A 22,126-nucleotide genomic window follows, 5' to 3' on the forward strand; every position below is an offset into this window, starting at 1 on the left:
TTCAAATGGCTATTAATGCTTACTCCTGGATTTCACCTACTTCTATCTCATCGAGTAATATCTTCCATTCTCCAAACTCATTCTTTAGCTTAAACTTACCATTTTTATAATATCTAGTCTCATCTTCAGTTATTTCTTCGTAATCAACGAGCATAGTTATTGTTCCATTAACCTGATTAACACTATAGTATCTAATGGTATAATCTATAACATCTCCCTTACTGGTTCTCAATAGATGATAATACATTGAGTAATCAATATTAATATCTAGAGGCCTATATAATAAATCATAGGCCCTTCTGTAGTCCTTATTGGCAATATAGTTGAAATACTGTTTTATAACCTCAGCAGGAGACATAAAAGAACCCATGATTATTTTTTCATTTCTGCTATAGGCTTCTTTAAGGGACATAAGTTTATTATAGACATCCAGGCGTTCCCCTTCAACTAGGATATTTACCTTATTGACATGACTAAGTTCAGTAAGGGAGTTAACAATTGAATAAATTGTGGTTGCTTCTTGCATTTCTTCACCACTGAATTTCGTTACAAACTCCTTTGAAAAGTTCACATAGGTTATTCCATCAGCCGTGGTTATGGAATACATTCTAACCCGTGGAGGGATTGTTGCACGTAGGGATGAATCAATAGGTCCTTTCATTAATTCCCTCATGATAATTTCTTCTCTAGATTCATTCATTCTCTCAATCGTTCGAATTTCCTTCACTAAATGTTCTCTATTACTGTTGGCAAAGTAAATCACATACTCCTCTAAAGTTCCTTCGGGAAAGGGTGCGATCTCTATATCGGAGTTTTGTAAATTATTATTAATATATCGATTGTCTACACAACGAATAAATAACAATAAAATTATTACTAACAACATTAGAATTATAAATAGATTCTTTTTCACATTTATCATCCTTACAATCTATTTTCAAAACTGCTGATTTATATCATTAGGTAACTTAATTATAAAGGTGCTTCCTATATTTAGTTGACTTTCCACCTCTATGCTTCCCTGATGTAGGGTTATGATTTGATGGGATATTGATAAACCTAAACCAGAACCACCTGTTTTTCTTGATCTTGCACTGTCAACCCTATAAAATCTCTCAAATATAAAGGGTAAACTTTCCATAGGTATTCCATGTCCTGTATCCCTTACCTTAATAACTGCAAATTTACCTTCCCTCTCAATATGAATCGTTATTCTTCCACCATTATCTGTGTATTTAACTGCATTATGGATAATGTTCATAAGGGCTTGATATATTTTACCCTTGTCGACATAAATTTGAATCTTTTCCCATTGATTTATTAAGATTCTAATATCTTTATTGTCTGCCAAAGGTTTTATTGAAGTAACGATTCTTTCAACTATATGATTTATATGGGTTAACTCATAATTTAGATTAAGCTTTTCTTCATCCAAATCCACCATATTTAATAGGCTATCTATTATTTCATTTAATCTATCAATTTCTGAATTTATATCAATCAAAAATTCACGATATATTCCAACCTCAACCTTTGACTGCATAATTAATGATTCTGCCAGCAATTTTATTGAACTTAATGGAGTCTTTAGCTCATGGGATACATTGGCAACAAAATCCCTCCGTTGCTTCTCTATATGACTAAGCTTTGTACTCATAAAATTATAAGCCCTTGAAAGCTGACCAATCTCATCATTGCCTTCCATCTCCACCCTTTCATTAAGCTTTCCCTGGGCAGTCTTTTGCATAGCATCGGTTAGGATTTTTATAGGATGAGAGATAACGTTAGCAAAAAATAGACTTATCACGGTAATTAGAAGCAAAGTAACTATAGATATAAAAAACAGGAGATTTTTCACTCTATTAATAGAAATAAAGACATCCTCTAGGGATACAGATATAAAAACAACCCCTAGTATCCGATCAAAATAGTTTACAGGAACTGCAACATACATAGTAGCACCATAATTAGTAAGATTGTATATATTTGCAATACTCTCTCCTTTTAAGGATCTATCTATTTCAAAGGTATTAATCGCTGTATTCATTATATCATTGAAGGAATCATATATGGCATTTTTATCGTCATCAATTATTAAAACCCTACCATTAATCAGATGACTTACCTCCTCCATCATCTGATTGAGTTGAAGCTGATTAAACTCACGATTGGCTTCATCAATTGAAAGCCTAACTCTATTAGATAGAATATTAGCTTGAGTTAGATAGTTGACTTCTTTTTCAACAATATAATTGTTCTTAATACTATCATAGACTGCAATATTAATTATTAAAAGGGCGATTATTAGTAATAATAAATAGGTGGAGAGAATCTTCCACCTAATACTAATAAACTGACTACTTACTCCTAAAATAGTACCCTACCCCCCATTTGGTTAGAATATATTCTGGATGGCTGGAGTTTTTCTCAATTTTTTCCCTTAGTCTTCTTACATGTACATCTACTGTTCTTAAATCTCCGAAATATTCATAGCCCCAAATTATCTCAAGTAGTTCTTCCCGACTATAAACCTTACCAGGATTGGCAGCTAATAGCAATAACAGATCGAACTCCTTAGCAGTTAAATTAATATCTATTCCTCTAATGCTCACCTTTCGCCCTAAGGTGTTTAGAGTAAAATCATCAATGTTTATAACCCTTTCCACAGCAGGCTCAGAGGACTGTATTCTTCTTAATACAGCCTTTATTCTTGCTTTAAGCTCAAGAATATTAAAGGGCTTCGTTAAATAGTCATCGGCACCATATTCTAAGCCTAAGATTTTACTAATATCTTCTCCTTTTGCAGTTAGCATAATTATGGGTGTCTGACTTTTTTCTCTGATTCTCTGACATACTTCTAATCCATCTATTTTAGGAAGCATTAAGTCCAGTAAAATTAAATCGAATCTGTCAGACTTAAATTTATCTAAGGCTTCTTCCCCGTCGCTGGCGACAACCGTTTCATAACCATCTTGCTCAAGACTGTATTTTAGACCCTTAACCATTAATGGTTCATCATCTACAATCAATAGCTTATAGGACATTTAACTCACCTCATTTAGTTTAATTGGAAACTCTTAATAATTATTATATATATTTTTCTAAAATATATAAAGTATTGAATAGAAGATTATTTAATATAGTATTCTTTCATCCCCTGCTCTTTTGGTTACCTTATTGCTATCGAAATATTCCAATAAAGCTACAGCATATTTTCTACTGGTATCCAAAACATCTCTATAATCTGCTAATGTAATAGAACCCTTATTTTCAATGAAGGAGATTAATTTTTCTTTCGCATCTATTAAGACCTTCTTATGGATAAGGACCTCCTGATTAAGTCTGATTAATTCATTCCCTAACATAGCTTCCACCACCTGTTGGATATCCTTACTATTGTACTTTAAAGTTTTTAAAGCATCCTCTAGTTTCGGAGGTGAAAAGGGATTGCTTAGATAAATCTCCTCAAGCTTGCTTTTTATAAGTTGTTGAGAATCATTAAGTATAACCTCAAAACCCTTTAGTGAAACAAATTTTTCTTTAATTTCTATGAAGTCTCCATCCATTAATTCCATTATACTATCTACCACCTTCCCTTTACCCTTAGGAAAGATTTTATTCTTAAACTCTTCTTTTTGAATCCCCGTCTTCAAAGGATTTTTACTATGATAGTCCTTTAAAAGCTTAGTAGCATCTTCTTTCAGCTTTTCAAAGGATTTTATATGAATTACAAAGTTGTTATCAAGCCTTACCACTTTCTTTTTATTCGCTAATTCTTCAATTAACAATAAGATCTCCTCTGGCTGCTGACTTAAAGCCTTGGCCAGGAAGCTTATATCAGGATAATCCTTACTATATCTTTCTATCTGCTTTTCCAAAATATCCTCTGGAGAGGCCTTTTCCTTTAATTCAAGCTCCTTTATAACCTTTTCATCAAAGGCCTTATGCTTTTTAGGATTGCCATCGATCACTATAAAACCACCAATGGTCTCCATAGGAGAATAGTGTATCATAATAATTCTATCCCCTTTTTTTACAGCAGCAGTTTCTTCAAGCCTCAATTGTATTAGGGCAGTTTCTCCTGCCTTTACCTCTTCTTTATTTAATAATACAACCCTTGCTAAAACCTCGGTAGATCCATAATATAGCCTTACTCGATCTCTATTGGATAAGATTCTTTCATAGTCCCTTAAGACATTAATTCTTCCATCCATCATCAGGGTGTTTTCCATAGAGTTGATCTGAGCTAATACCTGACCCCTTTCTATATCCTCCTTTTTAATATTGGCTAGGTTTATGGCAACCCTTTGACCAGCATATGCCGTCTCTACAGATTTTCCATGGACTTGAATATTTCTAACCCTGACCTTAACCTCTTCAGGAAGAATTTCCAAAGTATCCTCCACAGTGATCTTTCCCTCCATTAAGGTTCCCGTAACAACGGTTCCGAAGCCCGTTATGGAAAAAACCCTGTCTATAGGCATTCTCACAGGAGAATTGATATCTCGACTTTCAGTTTCATCTGCCAAATTGTCTATCAAGGCTATCAATTTGTCTACACCGATTCCTTTAACAGAGTCAACCAAAATCATTTCCGAATCCTCTAAAAAGGTATCCTGAACCTTGCTTCGAATATCCTCTTGAATAAGCTGTAGCCATTCTTCGTCTACAAGGCCAATCTTGGTTACGACTATGATTCCCTTCTTAATGTTAATCATATTTAAAATATCTAAATGCTCCTTCGTTTGGGGCATAACACCTTCATCAGCTGCCACCACCAGCATTACAATATCCATACCCCCAACACCAGCCAGCATGTTTCTGATAAATTTTTCATGACCCGGTACATCAATGATTCCAGCCCTTTTACCACTGGGAAGATCAAAGTGGGTAAAGCCTAAATCAATGGATATTCCCCTCTTTTTCTCTTCCTTTAATCTATCAGTATCCCGTCCTGTTAATGCCTTTATAAGGGTTGTTTTACCATGATCTATATGACCTGCCGTACCTATAACTATATTTTTCAAAGCATTAGCCTCCTATTTTAATACTTCCTTTAAACCCTGACAAATATCCTCAAAATCTCTTTCTTTAATGGTTCTAAGGTCTATTATAACTAAATCTTCAGTTATTCGAGTAAAAATTGGCTTTTTAGATCTTCTAAGACCCTCCTCCAGTTGAGGAGTAGAAATATTATGGGCCTTTATCGTTAAAATCCTTGTTGGGAGCTTCTCTAATGGGAGGGACCCTCCTCCTACCTGAGAGTAATCTTCTCTACAATCTATATATAAAGGTAATTTCATAGAAGTAATTAAGTTCATAAGCTTTTCCGCTCTTTCCCTAATGGTGTCAACCCCTTCAGTAATCATTCTTAGGGTGGGAATGGTTTTTACAGCCATTTCCTCATCAAGATAATACCGGAGGGTTGCCTCTAGGGCCACCATGGTAAGCTTGTCTACTCTAAAGGCTCGAGTTAGGGGATTTTTTTTCATTTTTTCTATCCATTTTCTTTTACCAATTATAATACCTGCTTGGGGGCCTCCTAGTAGCTTATCTCCACTAAAGGTTATGACATCAACCCCAGCATTAACACTCTCTTGAACTGTTGGTTCATGGGCTAATCCATATTTGCTGAGGTCAATTAATACACCACTACCCAAATCCTCTATAACTGGCAGATTCCTACGCTTACCTAGCTCCACCATATCCTTTAGGCCTATTTCCTCAGTAAAGCCCAAAATCCGATAATTGCTGGTGTGAACCTTCATGAGGGCAGCTGTATTTTCGCCAATTGCACCTTCATAATCCCTTAAATGGGTTTTATTGGTAGCGCCTACATCCACAAGTTTGGCACCACTTTGCTCCATGACCTCCGGAATTCTAAAGGAGCCTCCTATTTCAACCAGTTCTCCCCTAGAAACAATTACTTCCTTACCCTTTGCCATTGTTGACAGTACCAGCATTACTGCAGCGGCATTATTATTTACCACTAGGCAATCCTCTGCTCCAGTAATAAATTTGATTAGTTCTTCAACATGACTATATCTACTTCCTCTTTTTCCTGTATCTACATTGATTTCAAGGGTTGAATAACCAGAGGCCACCGACCATAGATCCTCCATCATATCATCAACCAACAATGATCTTCCCAAGTTTGTATGGAGGACTACTCCCGTAGCATTTATAACCTCTTTTAAGTTCATTTCCATGAATCTATTAGCCTTTATCAATATTTCTGTAATCATATTTTCTTTATCAACATTAAAATCTGTTAAATGTGAGTCCTTTAGCTTGAGAATTTTCTCTCTCGTTTCTTGTATCACCCTTCTAACGTTTTCAACAACAACCCTTCTGGGTATTCTATTTAAGATTTCCTTAATCTCTTCATCATACAGAAGCTCATCCACCGATGGTAGATTCCTTAAAAGCTTTTCTTTACTCAATTGAAATTCACTCCTCTTTAGCAACTTATAATAAATAAATTATAGCATATTTTCCTTTAGGGTATACCAATTGATTTTTAGTTAATTTTTTTAATAATACTTATAAATTTATAATTGTCTGACATTTCTATTTATTATTCTTCATAATTATGGTAGTATATATTAATAACAATTATATTATTTATTAACAAATAAACTTTACATATTATCTATTTTTTATATTGAAAAAGATTTATAGCTTTAGAAAAATTGTATAAACTAAGGAGGTGAATATTAGCAAGAGTTTACTGTTCTTTTAAATATTTTTTATGGAGGAGGTTTATTAATGCTAGGCTTTATTAATGCAATCGAAAAAATCAATGGAACCATCAATAGCTATGTATGGGGTCCCCCTATGCTGGTGCTGCTAGTAGGAACAGGTATTTATTATTCTTTTAGAACAAATTTCCTTCAGGTTCGCCGCTTTGGATTTACCATGAAGGAAACCTTAATGAAGATTTTCGAAAAGCCCGAAGCATCTGAGGAAGGAGATATTACCCCCTTTCAGGCCCTATCGACAGCCCTTGCTGCAACCATAGGAACAGGTAATATTGCCGGGGTTGCCACAGCAATAGCCTTAGGTGGACCAGGAGCCATCTTTTGGATGTGGGTATCAGCCTTCTTTGGTATGCTAACAAAGTTTGCTGAGGTTGTTCTTGCCATTCAATATCGTGAAAAGAATAAAGAGGGTAGTTTTGTTGGTGGACCCATGTATTACATAGAAAAGGGCCTTGGAATGAAATGGCTGGCAGTGCTCTTTTCTATATTTGGTGGCATTGCAGCCTTTGGTATAGGAAATATGGTTCAATCTAATTCAGTGGCAGCTGCTCTGGAAACCACTTTTAAAATTGATCCATTGATAACAGGTATTGTTCTTGCTGTTGCCGCTGGTCTTGTTATATTAGGTGGCTTAAAGCGTATTGCATCTGTTACTGAAAGGTTAGTTCCTATAATGGCAGTGTTCTATATTATAGGTGCTTTGGTAATTCTTCTGCTGAACATCAGTGGAATACCTAATGCCTTCGCCTTAATATTTAAGCATGCCTTCACTCCTGCTGCTGCAGGTGGTGGATTTGCAGGAGCCACAATTATGATGGCCATGCGTTATGGAGTTGCCCGTGGTGTATTCTCCAATGAGGCTGGTTTAGGTAGTGCTCCAATTGCCCATGCTGCTGCTAAAACCGATCATCCTGTTCGTCAGGGCCTTTGGGGTATATTCGAGGTTTTTGCTGATACTATCGTAATTTGTACTTTAACGGCTTTAACAATTCTATCTACTGGGGTATGGAACAGCGGTGTAACTGGTGCAGCCCTAACAACGAAAGCCTTTAGTACAGGTCTTCCTGGAACTTGGGGTGGTATTATTGTATCGATTGGCATTTTGTTATTCGCCTTCTCTACAATCTTAAGCTGGGCATATTATGGTGAGAAGTGTGCTGAATATCTATTAGGTTCTAACATCAACAAATATTATCGGATTTTGTGGTTACCAGCTATTGTAGTTGGAGCTATTGGTGGTTTGGAGCTAATTTGGCATTTAGCCGATACTTTAAATGGATTGATGGCCATTCCAAACCTAGTAGGTTTAGTGCTTTTAAGTGGTGTAGTATTTAAGCTTACTAAGGAATTCTTCGCAACAAAAGTGAAGTAATGATAAAAAAACAGGTATTCACCAATGGTGAATACCTGTTTTTTATTTTACGTATAAATCAAATTCCGACTTCTCAGTTACCCTTCCGATTACTGCAAAGGGATTCTTATTGCTTTTTTCTAAGGCTGATATGGCTAAATCCAGGTCCTCTTCTGCTATTGCAATCAGCAGGCCCCCGGAGGTTTGTGGGTCATACATTAAATCTAATAGAGAATCTTCAATATTATTTATAACCTTTACATGGCCCTCTAGGTGACGTCTATTACCATACATACCCGCTGGAATAATCCCCATCTCAGCAAATTCCTTGGCTCCATTTATTATAGGGATTGCTGAAGAATCCAGTTCAAAGGAGACATTACTACCCTTAGCCATCTCATAGGCATGGCCCAAAAGACCAAATCCAGTAATATCAGTACAGCTGGAGACCTTTAAATTTATGATTGCTTCACATGCATATTTATTTAGAGTTACCATGGTTTTAATTGCAGCCTTGTAGTGCTCCTCGTTGGTAAGATCAGCCTTTATAGCTGTATTTAGCACTCCTAAACCTATGGGCTTTGTAAGAATTAAGTAGTCCCCGACCCGTGCTCCACTATTGGCCAATACCTTGTCTGGATCTACGATTCCAGTTACAGATAAGCCGTATTTTGGTTCATCATCTTCTACAGAGTGCCCCCCCACCAGCAAGGCTCCAGCCTCTTGTATTTTATCAGCACCACCCTTTAGAATTTCCTTTAAAACTTCTATAGGTAAACAACTGGGGAAGCATACAATGTTCATAGCTGTTAGGGGTCTTCCACCCATTGCATATACATCACTTAAGGCGTTGGTTGCTGCTATTTGACCATAGATATAAGGGTCATCCACAACTGGTGTAAAAAAATCTAGGGTTTGAATAATAGCCTCCTTATCATTCAGTTTATATACAGCTGCATCATCAGAAGTATCTAAGCCTACAATCAATCTTTCATCTTTAATTTTAGGTAAATGACACAGTACCTGTGTCAGGACATCTGGTCCTATTTTTCCTGCTCAGCCTGCACTCTTTGTAAGCTGTGTTAATCTTTGATTTCTATTCAAATAAGTCTACTCCCTTCACTATTGATTATGGGATACAGGGTTAATCCCCTTTGGATAAGTATTACCGATCAAAACCTCCATCAGGGCTTTTAAACCCTCCCACTGCCATCCATATACTCCTAAATGGGAGCTGAATTTTCCGATGGTCAAAGCCTCATAGGGCTCAGCAACTGAAACCAGCACCACTTCAGGATGATCCTTAAAATCTTTTAAAAGCTGGCTCATAAGTCTATGCTGATATCCCCTCTGGGAAAAGATCACAATCCTTTCATAATCCTTTAAGATCTTCTGGATATTTGAAGAATTTTTAGAATTTATATCTATAATATCAAAGCTATTGTAGTATTGTCCAATTAATTTATCCAATCCTTCGGAGGTTTTAGTTAAGGGATTTAAATAGTGGTTTTTACCCTGAGTTATAAATAATACCTTCTGATCTTCTTCTATTGGAAAGGCCCCTAAGGTATTACTGATGGTTGTTATAGCTTCCCTATAAACCTTTTCATTATGGGCGATAATTTTGTTATTGAGATCCTCCTGTTTATATAGGGATTCTTGGCCCCTTGGCTTAAACAAGCCATAATTAAGCTTTAGCTTAAGAATTCTTCTTAAGGATTGGTTGATTCTTTCTTCTGTTAATCTACCTGATTCAACAGCTTTCCTCAAAGAAGCTATAGTTTTTTCTACTTTATTTCCATCGGCCACAATTAAGACGATATCGACACCTGCTTCAATGGCTTTAATGGCTGCCTCCTCTGTAGGGTATTGAGTGGTTATTGCCTTCATTGACCCAATATCATCAGTTATAATAACCCCTTCATAGGATAACTCCTGCCTTAATAGATCTGTCAGGGTTTTCTTAGACAAAGTAGCTGGGTAGTTGGGGTCTATATTGGGAGCCTTTATATGGGCTGTCATGATCATTTCTATTCCATTTGCCGCAAGCTCTTTAAAGGGTACCAAATCTGTAGCTTCTATTTCCTCCCATTCTCGTGGGTTAATAGGTAGCCCATAGTGGGAATCCACATCTACATTCCCATGGCCAGGAAAATGCTTTATGGCAGAAATGACCCCAGCTTCCCGTTGTCCAAAAACAAAGGCCTGCCCCATAGTGGATACAGCCTCGGGATTATTTCCGAAGGAACGGAGACCGATTACAGGATTTCTATAATCACTATTGACATCAACTACAGGAGCAAAATTTAAGTTTACACCGATTTCCTTTAGAATACACCCAATAATTTTTCCCTGCTCCTTTGCTAGTCCCTGTGAATTGGCAGCCCCTAATGTCATATTACCTACAATGGGATAAAAGAGATCCTCTAACCTTGATACAGTACCTCCCTCTTGATCTATTCCGATAAAGGGTGCTATCCCAAGGGTATCAAGGCCTGTTGAATAGATTTTTTCAGTTAAGGAGCCAATGGAAGGATAGTCCTTTATATTGTGGGTAAAAATTATAAATCCACCTATTTTATGAGTACTTATGTACTCCTCTATTTGATTATCGTTAAAGCTAACCATCAGCATTTGACCAATTTTTTCTTCTAAGGTTAGCCTCTGGATTTCCTCTTCAATGATGGTTTTCATCAATTGGGGTTCAACTTTATTTTGGATAGTTGAAAAAACATTCCCCATAATAGATAAAATTGTAATCATAACCCAGCTTATGAGCTTATTTACCACAGCAATCCCTACTTTACAGTAATCTTATCCTTAATAGCGTTAAATTTACTTTCACCTATACCGCTGACATTTTTTATTTCTTCTATGGATTTAAAGGGGCCGTTAACATTTCTGTACTCAATGATTCTATTAGCTATGGCTTCCCCAATACCATTTAAGCTGATTAGGCCTTTGCTATCGGCAGTATTAATGTTAATCTTTCCTTCCTGAGAAGGCTTTTCAGAAGTGATGGAGATTTCTATTGGAGGATTTTCCTCCCCCTTTGCTGGTACGTAGACAAAGTCCTCATCCTCAAGCATAACCGCCATATTAATTCTAGTTGTATCAGCTTCCTCTGTCAAGCCTCCAGCTGCCTCTACGGCTTCATAGATTCTCACTTTCCCTTCTAGCTTATAGACCCCGGGCTTATTAACTGCTCCTTCGATATGAACAAAAATATAGTTGGATTCCTTCATTACTTCTTCTATCAGTGGTGGATCGACTTCCTTTTCAGCCTCTGCAGGGCTTAAAACAACTCTTTCCTCAGATTTAGACCTATAGCTGTTGTAGGAAATTGCTGCTGTAATAATTACTATTAGCAAAATGATGACTTTTTTATGCTTACTATTTAGCTCCATTGTTAATACATCCTTTCTTTAAGAACGTAAAATTGAAAGTTGAAAATAGAAAATAAAAATCTAATCATTAAAGTAATGAATAAGTTTGTTGAAATTTGCTAAAGGCAAATTTCCTCGACAATTCAACATTCAACATTTAACATTCAACATTTAAAATTATATTTAGTCCAGAATCCATAATAGATTAAGATATAACTTTAACTTAACCTGTTACTAAATTTATTGGTTTTTACCTTTGTATTTTCTATAACACAGCATATTTTTCCTTCTTTTTCCTAATATTTTAGCTTAAACTATCCTTTCTTTTTTGATATACTATAAATAGTCATATTAACTAATCTTGTCGAGAAGGAGTAAAAATAATGAAAACTTCAGCAAAGATATTTAAGGCCTTAATAGTAACCTTAATTATTTTTTTGGGATTAACAACCCTCACTTATGCCACACCTCCTACCATCACGGCCCCAAATGCCATTATAATGGATTACGAAACAGGTAATGTTTTATATCAGCATAACGCTCATGAGGTTACATACCCTGCCAGTACAACTAAAGCCTTAACAGCCATCATCGCTATTGAAACCTTAGATTTAGATGAAGAAATAACAGTAGATTATGATATATATGTACCTGGCTCTAGTATGTATCTATTAAAGGGGGAATCCTTCACCGTCAGAGAGCTTATACAAGCCTTATTGGTTCGCTCAGCCAATGATGTTGCAGAGCTTTTGGCTATAAGAATTTCTGGTTCTGTAGAGGAATTTGCAGTATTGATGAACAAAAGGGCTAAGGAAATGGGTGCATTAAACACTACCTTCACCAATCCCCATGGCTTACCGGATGAAGATCACTTAACTACGGCCTATGATTTAGCAGCCATCGCTAGATATGCTATGGAAAATGAATTTTTTAGAGAAACGATATTAATTGATTTTCTAACCTTTGATGAAACTGAACAAACTCCCGAGAAAAGATATTTTAGAAACACCAATAGATTTCTTTGGGCTACAGGTGGTGGAAATCAAATTATTTATAATGGCAAGTATATAGACATTAAATATGATATAGTGGATGGAGTAAAAACTGGATATACTCGAGATGCGCAACAAACCATTATTACCTCCGCAGTTAAAGATGGAAGACGGCTTATAGTAGTTGTTTTAGGTGCCCAGAGTACAAATGTTTATTTAGATGCTAGAACATTAATTGACTATGGCTTTGATAATTTCCAAGAAGTTCAATTGGTTGGAGCCAATAATTTTCAACAGGAGATTCTTGTTGATAATGCCCTGGTAGAAAACCTCTCTTTATATACCAACAAAGACCTTTCGGCCATCCTTCCAAAGGATTTTGATATAAACAGCATCACGAAAGAGGTTATCATCAATGATGGAATTATAGCTCCCCTAGAGGCAGGAACCACTTTAGGTAAGCTGGTTTATAGAGCTGGAGATCAGATTTTAGGCGAGGTAGATTTAATTGTAAATGAAGCAATAGAGGCTAAACCTATATTCATAAGAAGTAAAAGGTTTCTCCATATCATTATTGGAGTCATATTATTTATCATTCTATGGCAGATCTTTATTAACTATCTTCGATATAGAAAAAAAAGGAGACAATTTATCTCCTATAGTGGTAGAAGCTCCTACCATTTTAGTAAAAGTCTAATGAAGAAGCGATAGGTTAAAACCTATCGCTTCAGACTGATGAAAAACCCTCATCTTCTTTGTTGCTTCACAAAACCAGCATTCTTACGTATTTCTGTATACGCTGCAATCGCTGGTTTTGCTTTCGTCTCGAATCTAAAGGCTTTTGATCAGTCTGCATCTTGAATACTTTGTCTTCAATTTAAAGCGATAGGTTAAAACCTATCGCTTTTTAAATGATTATTTTACGGCTACTGCATCAATTTCAACCTTCACATCCTTTGGAAGTCTAGCCACCTCTACACAAGCTCTGGCAGGTTTGTTATCTGTAAAATACTTGGCATAAACCTCATTGATTAAACCAAATTCATTCATATCCTTGATGAAGACGGTTGTTTTTACCACGTCATTTAAAGTATAGCCCGCTTCTTCTAGTATTGCCTTAAGATTCTCTAGAGACTGCTTTGTCTGATCTTGTACGTCCTCAGAAACCAAAGTCATGGTTTCAGGTACAAAGGGAATTTGTCCGGAGACAAAAATCATATTACCAGCCTCAATTGCCTGGGAATAGGGTCCAATGGCAGCTGGCGCCTTGCTTGTATTAATTGGTTTGTTCATATAATTTCCTCCTTAACTATTTACTCTTATTTCGTCTAAGTAATTATAAATTGTATATCTAGAAACACATAGGATTTTAGCAACATAATCAATGGCTCCTTTTATTAAAAAGGCACCCTGATCATCTAGCTTCTTAACAATATTTACCTTTTCATCTTTATTCATATAGGCAACGGGCTTCCCATGGGTCTCAAGGGTCTCTGCTACAATATTAATTAAAACATCATTGACATTATTACTTGCAAAGTCTCCAACACTATTATCCATTTTGTTGTCCGTTTGAATTAGCTCCTCTAATGCCCTTTGAGCAACAACAAACTCTGATATGTCTATGTTAATACACAAGCAACCAATAATCTCTTCCTTCTCGTCTCTTATAAACATTGTTGATGATTTTAAAACCCTCCCGTCGGAGCTTTTATTTCGGTAATTTAGAATATTATCCGCTTCATTACCCTTTCTAATTGCCTTTACACCAGCCTCCAGCATAGGGCTACCAACTGTTCTACCAGTTACATGTCCATTGCTAATAGCTACAATAGACTTTTTATTATCACTTATTTCATGTAAAACTACCTCGCAATTTTTACCAAAGGTCTTAGCTAACCCTTCTACCATTGGTATCATTCCCTTTAATATCGGATGTGTCCCCTTAACCATAAATGATCCTCCCCTTTATTTTACAACAATATTTATAAGCTTCTTTGGTACGGTAATAACCTTTACAATACTCTTACCCTCTAATATGCTTTGGATTTTTTCGTTGTTAAAGGCTAGTTCCTCCATAGCCTCCTTTGTCATATCAGAAGGAATGGTTATTTTATCCTTAAGCTTACCATTGATCTGTATAACAACCTCTACTTCATCCTGTACAATAGCTTCTTTGCTGTATTTTGGCCAAGATAGCTTGTGAACACTACCCTCTCCCTTAGTGATGGCCCACAGTTCCTCTGTAAAATGGGGAGCAAATGGAGCAAGTAGAACAATAACAGTAGTAATCCCTTCCTCTACAAGGCCTCCATCAATATCCTCCAGCTCCTTGTACTTATACAATTCATTAACCAACTCCATTACAGCACTAATCGCTGTATTAAAGTTAAATCTACCTTCCACATCTTCAGTGACCCTTTTGATGGTGTTATGAATCATATATTTAAGGTTTTTATCCTCTTTTGTAGTAGTGTTGGCTTTACGATTATACAATCCATTATCTAAGGCTTCAATTGCAAGGCGCCATACTCTATTTAAGAATCTGAAACAGCCTTCAACCCCCTGATCGCTCCACTCTAGATCCCTTTCTGGTGGAGCAGCAAATAATACAAATAGTCGGGCTGTATCAGCACCATATTTGATAATGATTTCCTCTGGGCTAACTACGTTGCCCTTAGATTTTGACATCTTAGCTCCATCCTTTAGAACCATCCCTTGAGTTAGTAGGTTTTTAAAGGGCTCTGGATTAGATACCAAATTCAGATCCTTCATTACTCTGGTAAAGAATCTGGCATACAGCAAATGAAGAATTGCATGCTCAACTCCGCCTATATACTGATCAACCTGCATCCAATAATCGGTTTTCTCCTTATCAAAGATTTTTTCAGTATTCTTTGCATCGGTGTATCTTAAGAAATACCAAGAGGAATCCACAAAGGTATCCATAGTATCGGTTTCTCTTCTACCCATTTTGCCACAGCTGGGGCATGGGGCATTTAAAAAGGTTTCACTGGTGGTTAATGGAGACAAACCTGTACCTGTAAACTGTATATCCGTTGGTAATGCCACTGGTAGGTTTTCTTCCTTTACTGGAACTGTTCCACAGGTATCACAGTAGATTATGGGAATGGGAGTTCCCCAATATCTCTGTCTTGAAAGAAGCCAATCCCTTAAACGATAGCTAATTGTTTTATTTCCAACACCTTTTTCCTCAATCAATTGAAGGATTTTATCATAGGCCTCTGTGCTCTTTAAGCCGTTGAAGTCTCCAGAACTCATCATGATTCCCTCATCACTATAGGCTTCCTTTTCTATTGTAAAGTCTTGGGCTTCCTCAGGCTTAATAACAGGAATAACCTCTATGTGATATTTTCTAGCGAAATCTAAATCCCTTTGATCATGGCCAGGAACTGCCATAATTGCTCCGGTTCCATAATCCACCAATACATAATTGGCTATAAATATAGGAATCTTCCTACCTGTAATAGGATTAATTGAATAATGTCCTATAAAGATTCCTTCCTTCTCTATATCTGTGGCAGTTCTCTCAATATCAGACATATGCTGTAGCTTAGTTATAAAAGAATTTACCTCTTCTTCATATTCAGTACCCTTTACCAATTCAGCTACATAGGGATGCTCGGGAGCAAGGACCATATAGGTTGCACCATATATTGTATCTGGTCTAGTTGTAAATACGGTTATGGTTTTATCACTACCATTTATTGGAAAGTTCACTTCTGCTCCAGTGCTTTTTCCAATCCAGTTGCTCTGCATTATTTTCACCTTTTCGGGCCAGCCAGGTAGATTATTGATTTCTTGAAGTAGTTCCTCAGCATAATCAGTGATTTTAAAGTACCATTGATTTAACATCTTTTTACCAACCTTACTGTCACATCTTTCGCATAGACCACCCACTACCTGCTCATTGGCCAAAACGGTTTCACAGGAAGGGCACCAGTTTACCCTTGACTCCTTTTTATAGGCTAGGCCCCTTTTGTAGAATTGTAGGAAAATCCATTGGGTCCATTTATAATAATCGGGACTACAGGTGGCAACCTCCCTATCCCAGTCATAGCTCAATCCCAAAGGATTTAACTGATCCTTCATTTCTTGAATATTCTTTGTTGTCCAGATATCTGGATGAATTCCATGCTTGATTGCAGCGTTTTCTGCCGGCAATCCAAAGGCATCCCACCCCATTGGGTGTAATACATTATAGCCCTGCATCTTTTTAAAGCGAGCAACAACATCTCCTATGGAATAGTTTCTAACATGTCCCATATGTATTTTTCCAGATGGGTAGGGAAACATTTCCAACACGTAGTATTTGGGTTTTTCATTTTCTACAGTTTTGAAATGATTATTTTCCATCCAATGCTTTTGCCATTTTTCTTCAATTTCTTTAAAGGGATAATTAGCCATTTTCTTCTCCTCCTAATTTTTATCAAAAAATAAAAACTTTCTAGTCATCTTAGGGACGAGTTACACCCGCGGTACCACCCTATTTGACAGAAAGTCCACTTTCATGGTTGATATAGGAACCATCCTCTAAGGGGTTATCTAGGCAAGTTCAACAGTCTGCTATATCGGTTCTCAGCAACCACCGACTCTCTGAAATAAGCAACTTTGTTTACTACTCCTCCCCTTTACTAAGGATATTAAGTTATTTAAAATTATATATTATTATTCACAATATTGTCAATATTAAGGTTTCTAGCATCCTTCCAAATTCTCTCTATATTATAAAAGAGCCTGTCCTCTTCATGAAATATATGAATCACAATGTCTCCATAATCCATCAATACCCATCTACCAGCATGATATCCTTCCTTATGCCGCGGGAAGATATCCAGCTTAGATAACTGGTCTTCAATCTCATCAGATATTGATTTTACTTGTCTTATAGAGGAGCCACTGGCAATAACAAAGTAATCACATATGGATGACACTTCCTTTATATCCAAGACTTTAATGTCCTCACCAAGCTTTTCATCAATATAATGAACAATTCTCTCAACAAGTTGATAAATATGATTTTCCATGAACTACCTCCTTATTTTATAAAAATAACCTTGCCAAAGTAAAAATATAAATACTATATACACTTAATAATATTGCCCCTATCCATCTATTAATCTTACCTAATAAGCCTCCGCCTATAAATAATATGGCCATTAACCCCAATGCTACCGGTAAGTCTAGATATAGAGTTTGAGGTATATTATAGATGGTTGCTCCCACCATCACATTTTGATAGCTTATTACAAGTCCCTCTTCAGCAATCTTGGAGGATAAACCAATAACCATAACCATATTAAGTATATTAGCCCCAATGATATTTCCTACTGAAATACCATGATGCCCCTTTACTACCGATGTAATAGCCGTTATCAGTTCAGGCAATGATGTACCCAAGGCAATTAAGGTTAGACTAACTACTTGCTCTGGTATTCCTATTAATTTGGCAATAGCTACTCCATTGGTAACTAGAAGCCTAGCTCCTACTGTTATAAAAACTGCACCTAAAACAAACATAAAAATATTTTTTGTGGCATGGGTCTTATCATATTGAATCCTTTCCATACCATCTCCGGCGCCTTTGTTTTTACCTTTAAACTCAAGGATATTCATTGCTATATAGATTCCAAATAGGATTAACAAAATGCTACCCTCAAAGCCAGTAATCATTTTATCCCAAGACATCATAAAAACAATAATGCAGATAGATAACATAAAACCACTTTTTAAAGCGAAGCTTTTTCTGGATATTTTTATTGGCGACAGCAATGCAGTAGCACCAAGAATTAATCCAATATTACATACAAGGGATCCTACTACATTACCAATGGCTACGTCGTAAAATTTTTGATAGGTGGCTATGGTTGATACCAGTAGCTCTGGTAGGGTTGTTGCAACACTTACTATAGTTGCTCCAATTAGTACACTGGGTATTCCAGTAACCTTGGCAAGCCAAACTGCAGACTCAACAAACCAATCTCCACCCTTAATGATAATGATTAAGCCTAATATGAATAGTAAAACTGTGATTATAATGTCCATAATTTCCCCCTATGTCTTAAGCATTTTTATTTGCAAATAAATCATCAGTACAAGTGTATTTTATTCTAAATCCTTACCTATTATTACCCGAATATCCGCTTCAGTCTTTTCATCTTCCAACAAGATGAGATTGGATATGCTCAAGATTTTTGCAATCCTTTTTGCTTCTTTTTTATAAGAACTCCTATATTCAATGAAGGATTTTTCAATATTCATGTTGCTATGGTTTCCAATGGTTCCTACCACAATATCTTTATTTTCAAGAATTTCAGCATATTTCGTTGCAATTCCTACCCCGCCATTTCCATTAAGGACCTCTACCTTGCCAAGGGTTTTTCCAGAGGATATCTCCTTTTGAAGCTCAGATAACGCTTCTTCATTTATTATAAAATAGGATATCCCATTGATGTATTTATTACTACCAGCCAAGGTTAACCTGTTGATATCATCAACCTTCATACCCATTACCTTAAATCCCAAACCAACCATTTCCATCTTAGACAGATCTGTATTGATGTTGCTATAAAAGGTACCTATTAACTTAGGTGCCTTAAATATGATTGAAGGGGTAGATACCTTTTCTATAACTGCCTTAGCAAAATCCTGTTGAGCATGAATTCTACCTAAATCTTGATTGGTATATCCCTTCCTAAATCTTAAAAAGTGTAGGGCGCTTTTACCATCTAAAACCTGAAGACCTTTTTTTAAATCTATATGAAGGGGTGGATCAGCATAGGGATCGCTATACTTCATATCCATAGGGACTTCCACCTCAATTCCACCAAGGGCATCCACCATTTCTTCTACCGCTTTGTAATTAACTCCTATGTAATGATCAATCTTTATCTTAAATAAGTTTTCTACACTCTCAACCAGAAGCTCTGATCCTCCATAAGCATGGGCGTGGTTAATTTTATCAAGATTTTGCCTTCCTGGTATTTGAACTCTAGCATCCCTTGGAATGGATATGAGCATGGGTTTCATGCCACCACCATAGCTGAAAAGCATAATCGTATCGGACCGAGAATTGGTCTTTCCTTCACTGGAATCAACGCCAAATATCAGAATGTGCTTTTTCTCGCCGAATCCGCTACTGGCAACAATATTAAAATAACTAGCAATGGCTAGAAATGAAACAACAACCAATAAAATTAATATTATTTTCTTTTTTTTAATAAACATTTTTATGTTATTCACCCTTTTCTCTCTTCATCATTAGTTCATTACGGGCATAGATTGTATTGGGATGTAGGAGTTTATCAATACTTAGAACGTATTTAATCGTATTGTTTAAAGCCTGTAATACTGCTTTATCTAAACTCTCCTCAGCGACGATTCTAAGATCATCAACCCCAGGATAGTCTCTACCAACCTCAATAAAATCTGCTAAATAGATAATTTTCTCAAGATTACTCATGTTCCTACTACCTGTAGTGTGATTGTCAATTGCATTTAAAATATCTTGATTGTTTATATGAAACCGGTTTTTAGCAATATGGGCCCCAACCCTTCCATGAAGGAGTTGATAGGCTACAATTAAAATTTCATCTACATCTATTCCATTTCTATGAATGTAGTTCTTCAGTTCTTCTTCAGTAAAATCCTTTGCATAATCATGTAGTAGAGCAGCTAGTTTAGCTTCTTCAATATTCTCACCATATTTATCTGCCAAATATACAGCAGCATCAACAACCCCTAAAGTGTGTAAGTACCTTTTCTCTGACATATGGTTTTTTATATTGTTAAGAACCTCTACTATCTTATCTTTAATCATTCATTCACCTCATTAATCTTTATACAGTCTGTACTTTTTTATATAGGCCTCTACACCTTCTGTTACTAAATATCTTATGGTTTGTCCATCTTTTACCCTCTGTCGAATATCCGTTGAGGATACCTCCAAAGTTGGAAGGTTGATCAATATAACCTTAGCATCAAAGGAGTTCTTAAAATCCTTAATCCTCTTTAGCAGATGATCCCTTTTGATTTCTGATCTATTGACCACAACAAAGGTTACAAGCTTTAATAACTCCATATAATTTCTCCAAGTATCTAACTCTATAAAGGCATCTCCGCCTGTTATAAAGTAGAAGGTAGTTTCCTTTGGATATTCATCCTTTAGCAGTCTTATTGTATCTATGGTAAAGGAAGCTCCTTCCCTATTAATCTCTATTGGAGAGACCTGAAACTTTGTATTTTCGCAGGTGGCTATATGGGCCATGACGTATCTATGAAGGGCCGGTGTTCTTTGAACCTTATGGGGTGATATACCAGTAGGTATAAAAATGACCTTGTCTAACTGAAGCTTTTCAAGAGTGGCTTCAGCTATATAAAGATGTCCTAAATGTAGAGGGTCAAAGGTCCCTCCCAGTATCCCTACTCTTTTTACGTAGTTATTAAGCAATTTTACCCCTCCCCTCATCCTACCTGCTATATTATACTATATTTTATCAGATATTCAAATGATTTTATAGGCTTTACAGCTTTTACAATAAGGAAAATAGACCCATGTGGATCTACTTTAGGGTTTTGTATATCCTATTTTTTTCTATAGCCTACTCGATTATACCTCTTGAGGAAAACCACCTTTTTATCAGAAATAAACAACAAAAAAGCCTTCATAAAGAAGGCTTTAGTTAACTATTAAGTTTAATTTCAGGTATCCTGTTGCTTTGTGTCCATTTACCAATACAATTATGGATTCATATTCCGATTCAATAGTAACTGTTCCACCAATAATTCTAAGATGGGAATTTTGATCAATCTCTTTCCTATGAATATTGACTAGGTCGTTGAATAATGGAAACTGATATATTAGATTATTGCTTTCGTCTACTATTTTTACATCAAATATGCCTTCATCGGACCGTAGTTCATAGTCTAAGCTATAGGTTTCTCCAGGAGCCACCTTAAAGTTTATTTGATCTTCACCATGTAACGAATTGTAGGTAACCTTTATCCTGCCATCTTCATATTCTTCTAATAGAATATTTTTAATATCATCTGAATTCACTGAAGTAGAATCATTATGGCAGCCAGCTGCGATAATAATTACAAAAAATATAACAATATATCTATAGCTACCCCTTATGATTTTCTTCATATTATCCCCCATACATGAAATTATATAATCTATACTATAAATTATTACATATGAATTTTATTGTACATAACATTCAATATTTATATCATATATCCTGCTTAAATACTACAATAATTTAATAATATTTTATCTCATAAAAAAAAGCTAGTGAATTACTAGCTTTTAGGTAATTGTATCTTTGGATTATTTTTGGATTTTCTATAAATAACGAATTTATTCCCTATAGACTGAACAAATTCAGCTTCTAGGATATCCGCTACTTTATTGGCTGTTTCCTTTGTATCTAAAAGACTGGTTTCTAATATATTTACCTTTACAATCTCTCTAGCCTCTAAAGCCAAATCTAATTGTTCAATAAAGCTATCTGTAATTCCAGCTTTACCTATCTGTGTAATGGCCTTTTCAGTATTAGCTATACCCTTTAAAAAACTCCTCTGCTTTCCAGTTAACATTCAATTGCTCCTTTT

The 22,126-nt window shown here is 36.0% G+C and carries 20 protein-coding genes; 2 read left to right on the forward strand and 18 right to left on the reverse strand.

Annotated features, from left to right (window positions below; genetic code table 11):
• Positions 1–19: 19 nt before the first annotated feature.
• From F8153_RS00705 to selA, 5 genes are all read right to left on the reverse strand, one after another.
• Entirely contained in the window at positions 20–913 is an 894-nt protein-coding gene (locus F8153_RS00705) for a GerMN domain-containing protein (RefSeq protein WP_192929586.1), read from the reverse strand.
• 24 nt (positions 914–937) lie between these two features.
• On the reverse strand, positions 938–2,137 hold the full coding sequence (locus tag F8153_RS00710) for a sensor histidine kinase (RefSeq protein ID WP_243136851.1): 1,200 nt from the start codon (positions 2,135–2,137) through the stop codon (positions 938–940).
• Between the two features lie 220 nt (positions 2,138–2,357).
• On the reverse strand, positions 2,358–3,044 hold the full coding sequence (locus F8153_RS00715; protein WP_151864429.1) for a response regulator transcription factor: 687 nt from the start codon (positions 3,042–3,044) through the stop codon (positions 2,358–2,360).
• Positions 3,045–3,134: 90 nt separating this feature from the next.
• Positions 3,135–5,027 (reverse strand): selenocysteine-specific translation elongation factor, encoded by a 1,893-nt coding sequence (selB, locus tag F8153_RS00720; RefSeq protein WP_151864430.1) that lies wholly within the window; start codon positions 5,025–5,027, stop codon positions 3,135–3,137.
• A gap of 12 nt (positions 5,028–5,039) precedes the next feature.
• On the reverse strand, positions 5,040–6,443 hold the full coding sequence (gene selA / locus F8153_RS00725) for an L-seryl-tRNA(Sec) selenium transferase (RefSeq protein ID WP_151864431.1): 1,404 nt from the start codon (positions 6,441–6,443) through the stop codon (positions 5,040–5,042).
• Positions 6,444–6,768: 325 nt separating this feature from the next.
• On the opposite strand from selA, the gene F8153_RS00730 reads away from it, so the two are divergent.
• Positions 6,769–8,133 (forward strand): alanine/glycine:cation symporter family protein, encoded by a 1,365-nt coding sequence (locus F8153_RS00730; RefSeq protein ID WP_192929587.1) that lies wholly within the window; start codon positions 6,769–6,771, stop codon positions 8,131–8,133.
• Between the two features lie 42 nt (positions 8,134–8,175).
• On the opposite strand, the gene selD is transcribed toward F8153_RS00730, so the two are convergent.
• Genes selD through F8153_RS00745 form a run of 3 tightly spaced genes read right to left on the reverse strand, consistent with a single transcriptional unit; the run spans position 8,176 to position 11,519 of the window.
• Positions 8,176–9,216: a selenide, water dikinase SelD gene (gene selD / locus F8153_RS00735; RefSeq protein ID WP_151864432.1), complete on the reverse strand. Its 1,041-nt coding sequence runs from the start codon at positions 9,214–9,216 to the stop codon at positions 8,176–8,178.
• 18 nt (positions 9,217–9,234) lie between these two features.
• Positions 9,235–10,902 (reverse strand): beta-N-acetylhexosaminidase, encoded by a 1,668-nt coding sequence (gene nagZ / locus F8153_RS00740; protein WP_151864433.1) that lies wholly within the window; start codon positions 10,900–10,902, stop codon positions 9,235–9,237.
• 8 nt (positions 10,903–10,910) lie between these two features.
• Positions 10,911–11,519, reverse strand: coding sequence for a helix-hairpin-helix domain-containing protein (locus F8153_RS00745; protein ID WP_151864434.1), 609 nt, complete (start codon positions 11,517–11,519; stop codon positions 10,911–10,913).
• A gap of 362 nt (positions 11,520–11,881) precedes the next feature.
• Here F8153_RS00745 and F8153_RS00750 point away from each other — a divergent pair, with 362 nt between their 5' ends.
• Positions 11,882–13,201: a D-alanyl-D-alanine carboxypeptidase family protein gene (locus F8153_RS00750; RefSeq protein ID WP_151864435.1), complete on the forward strand. Its 1,320-nt coding sequence runs from the start codon at positions 11,882–11,884 to the stop codon at positions 13,199–13,201.
• 204 nt (positions 13,202–13,405) lie between these two features.
• On the opposite strand, the gene F8153_RS00755 is transcribed toward F8153_RS00750, so the two are convergent.
• From F8153_RS00755 to F8153_RS00800, 10 genes are all read right to left on the reverse strand, one after another.
• A complete protein-coding gene (locus tag F8153_RS00755; RefSeq protein WP_151864436.1) occupies positions 13,406–13,783 on the reverse strand; it encodes a RidA family protein in 378 nt (125 codons plus the stop codon).
• A 12-nt stretch (positions 13,784–13,795) separates the two neighbouring features.
• Positions 13,796–14,443 carry a helix-turn-helix transcriptional regulator gene (locus tag F8153_RS00760; RefSeq protein WP_151864437.1) on the reverse strand — a complete coding sequence of 216 codons (648 nt, stop codon included), beginning with the start codon at positions 14,441–14,443 and terminating at the stop codon, positions 13,796–13,798.
• Positions 14,444–14,458: 15 nt separating this feature from the next.
• The gene (leuS, locus tag F8153_RS00765; RefSeq protein WP_151864438.1) at positions 14,459–16,918 is read right to left on the reverse strand and encodes a leucine--tRNA ligase; all 2,460 of its coding nucleotides are present in this window, start codon (positions 16,916–16,918) and stop codon (positions 14,459–14,461) included.
• Between the two features lie 251 nt (positions 16,919–17,169).
• Positions 17,170–17,538 (reverse strand): ribosome silencing factor, encoded by a 369-nt coding sequence (rsfS, locus tag F8153_RS00770; protein WP_151864439.1) that lies wholly within the window; start codon positions 17,536–17,538, stop codon positions 17,170–17,172.
• Positions 17,539–17,554: 16 nt separating this feature from the next.
• Positions 17,555–18,556, reverse strand: coding sequence for a calcium/sodium antiporter (locus F8153_RS00775; protein ID WP_151864440.1), 1,002 nt, complete (start codon positions 18,554–18,556; stop codon positions 17,555–17,557).
• A 60-nt stretch (positions 18,557–18,616) separates the two neighbouring features.
• Positions 18,617–19,738 carry an LCP family protein gene (locus tag F8153_RS00780; protein ID WP_151864441.1) on the reverse strand — a complete coding sequence of 374 codons (1,122 nt, stop codon included), beginning with the start codon at positions 19,736–19,738 and terminating at the stop codon, positions 18,617–18,619.
• Positions 19,739–19,745: 7 nt separating this feature from the next.
• Positions 19,746–20,330, reverse strand: coding sequence for a bis(5'-nucleosyl)-tetraphosphatase (symmetrical) YqeK (yqeK, locus tag F8153_RS00785; protein ID WP_151864442.1), 585 nt, complete (start codon positions 20,328–20,330; stop codon positions 19,746–19,748).
• 12 nt (positions 20,331–20,342) lie between these two features.
• A complete protein-coding gene (gene nadD, locus F8153_RS00790; protein WP_192929588.1) occupies positions 20,343–20,960 on the reverse strand; it encodes a nicotinate-nucleotide adenylyltransferase in 618 nt (205 codons plus the stop codon).
• A gap of 228 nt (positions 20,961–21,188) precedes the next feature.
• Positions 21,189–21,659, reverse strand: coding sequence for a hypothetical protein (locus tag F8153_RS00795; protein WP_151864444.1), 471 nt, complete (start codon positions 21,657–21,659; stop codon positions 21,189–21,191).
• 155 nt (positions 21,660–21,814) lie between these two features.
• Positions 21,815–22,111, reverse strand: a complete 297-nt coding sequence (locus tag F8153_RS00800; RefSeq protein WP_151864445.1) for a YhbY family RNA-binding protein — start codon at positions 22,109–22,111, stop codon at positions 21,815–21,817.
• Positions 22,112–22,126 lie beyond the last annotated feature (15 nt).

The sequence above is a fragment of the Alkaliphilus serpentinus genome, from assembly GCF_009017255.1.
Lineage (GTDB): Bacteria > Bacillota > Clostridia > Peptostreptococcales > Natronincolaceae > Alkaliphilus_D > Alkaliphilus_D serpentinus.

Excerpts from the sequence above, each read along its gene's own strand:
- F8153_RS00710 (WP_243136851.1), bottom strand. The coding sequence starts at position 2,137 with ATGATGGAGGAGGTAAGTCATCTGATTAATGGTAGGGTTTTAATAATT.
- F8153_RS00715 (WP_151864429.1), bottom strand. The coding sequence starts at position 3,044 with ATGTCCTATAAGCTATTGATTGTAGATGATGAACCATTAATGGTTAAG.
- F8153_RS00730 (WP_192929587.1), top strand. The coding sequence starts at position 6,769 with ATGCTAGGCTTTATTAATGCAATCGAAAAAATCAATGGAACCATCAAT.
- F8153_RS00745 (WP_151864434.1), bottom strand. The coding sequence starts at position 11,519 with ATGGAGCTAAATAGTAAGCATAAAAAAGTCATCATTTTGCTAATAGTA.
- F8153_RS00750 (WP_151864435.1), top strand. The coding sequence starts at position 11,882 with ATGAAAACTTCAGCAAAGATATTTAAGGCCTTAATAGTAACCTTAATT.
- F8153_RS00755 (WP_151864436.1), bottom strand. The coding sequence starts at position 13,783 with ATGAACAAACCAATTAATACAAGCAAGGCGCCAGCTGCCATTGGACCC.
- F8153_RS00760 (WP_151864437.1), bottom strand. The coding sequence starts at position 14,443 with ATGGTTAAGGGGACACATCCGATATTAAAGGGAATGATACCAATGGTA.
- leuS (WP_151864438.1), bottom strand. The coding sequence starts at position 16,918 with ATGGCTAATTATCCCTTTAAAGAAATTGAAGAAAAATGGCAAAAGCAT.
- rsfS (WP_151864439.1), bottom strand. The coding sequence starts at position 17,538 with ATGGAAAATCATATTTATCAACTTGTTGAGAGAATTGTTCATTATATT.
- F8153_RS00775 (WP_151864440.1), bottom strand. The coding sequence starts at position 18,556 with ATGGACATTATAATCACAGTTTTACTATTCATATTAGGCTTAATCATT.
- F8153_RS00780 (WP_151864441.1), bottom strand. The coding sequence starts at position 19,738 with ATGTTTATTAAAAAAAAGAAAATAATATTAATTTTATTGGTTGTTGTT.
- yqeK (WP_151864442.1), bottom strand. The coding sequence starts at position 20,330 with ATGATTAAAGATAAGATAGTAGAGGTTCTTAACAATATAAAAAACCAT.
- F8153_RS00795 (WP_151864444.1), bottom strand. The coding sequence starts at position 21,659 with ATGAAGAAAATCATAAGGGGTAGCTATAGATATATTGTTATATTTTTT.
- F8153_RS00800 (WP_151864445.1), bottom strand. The coding sequence starts at position 22,111 with ATGTTAACTGGAAAGCAGAGGAGTTTTTTAAAGGGTATAGCTAATACT.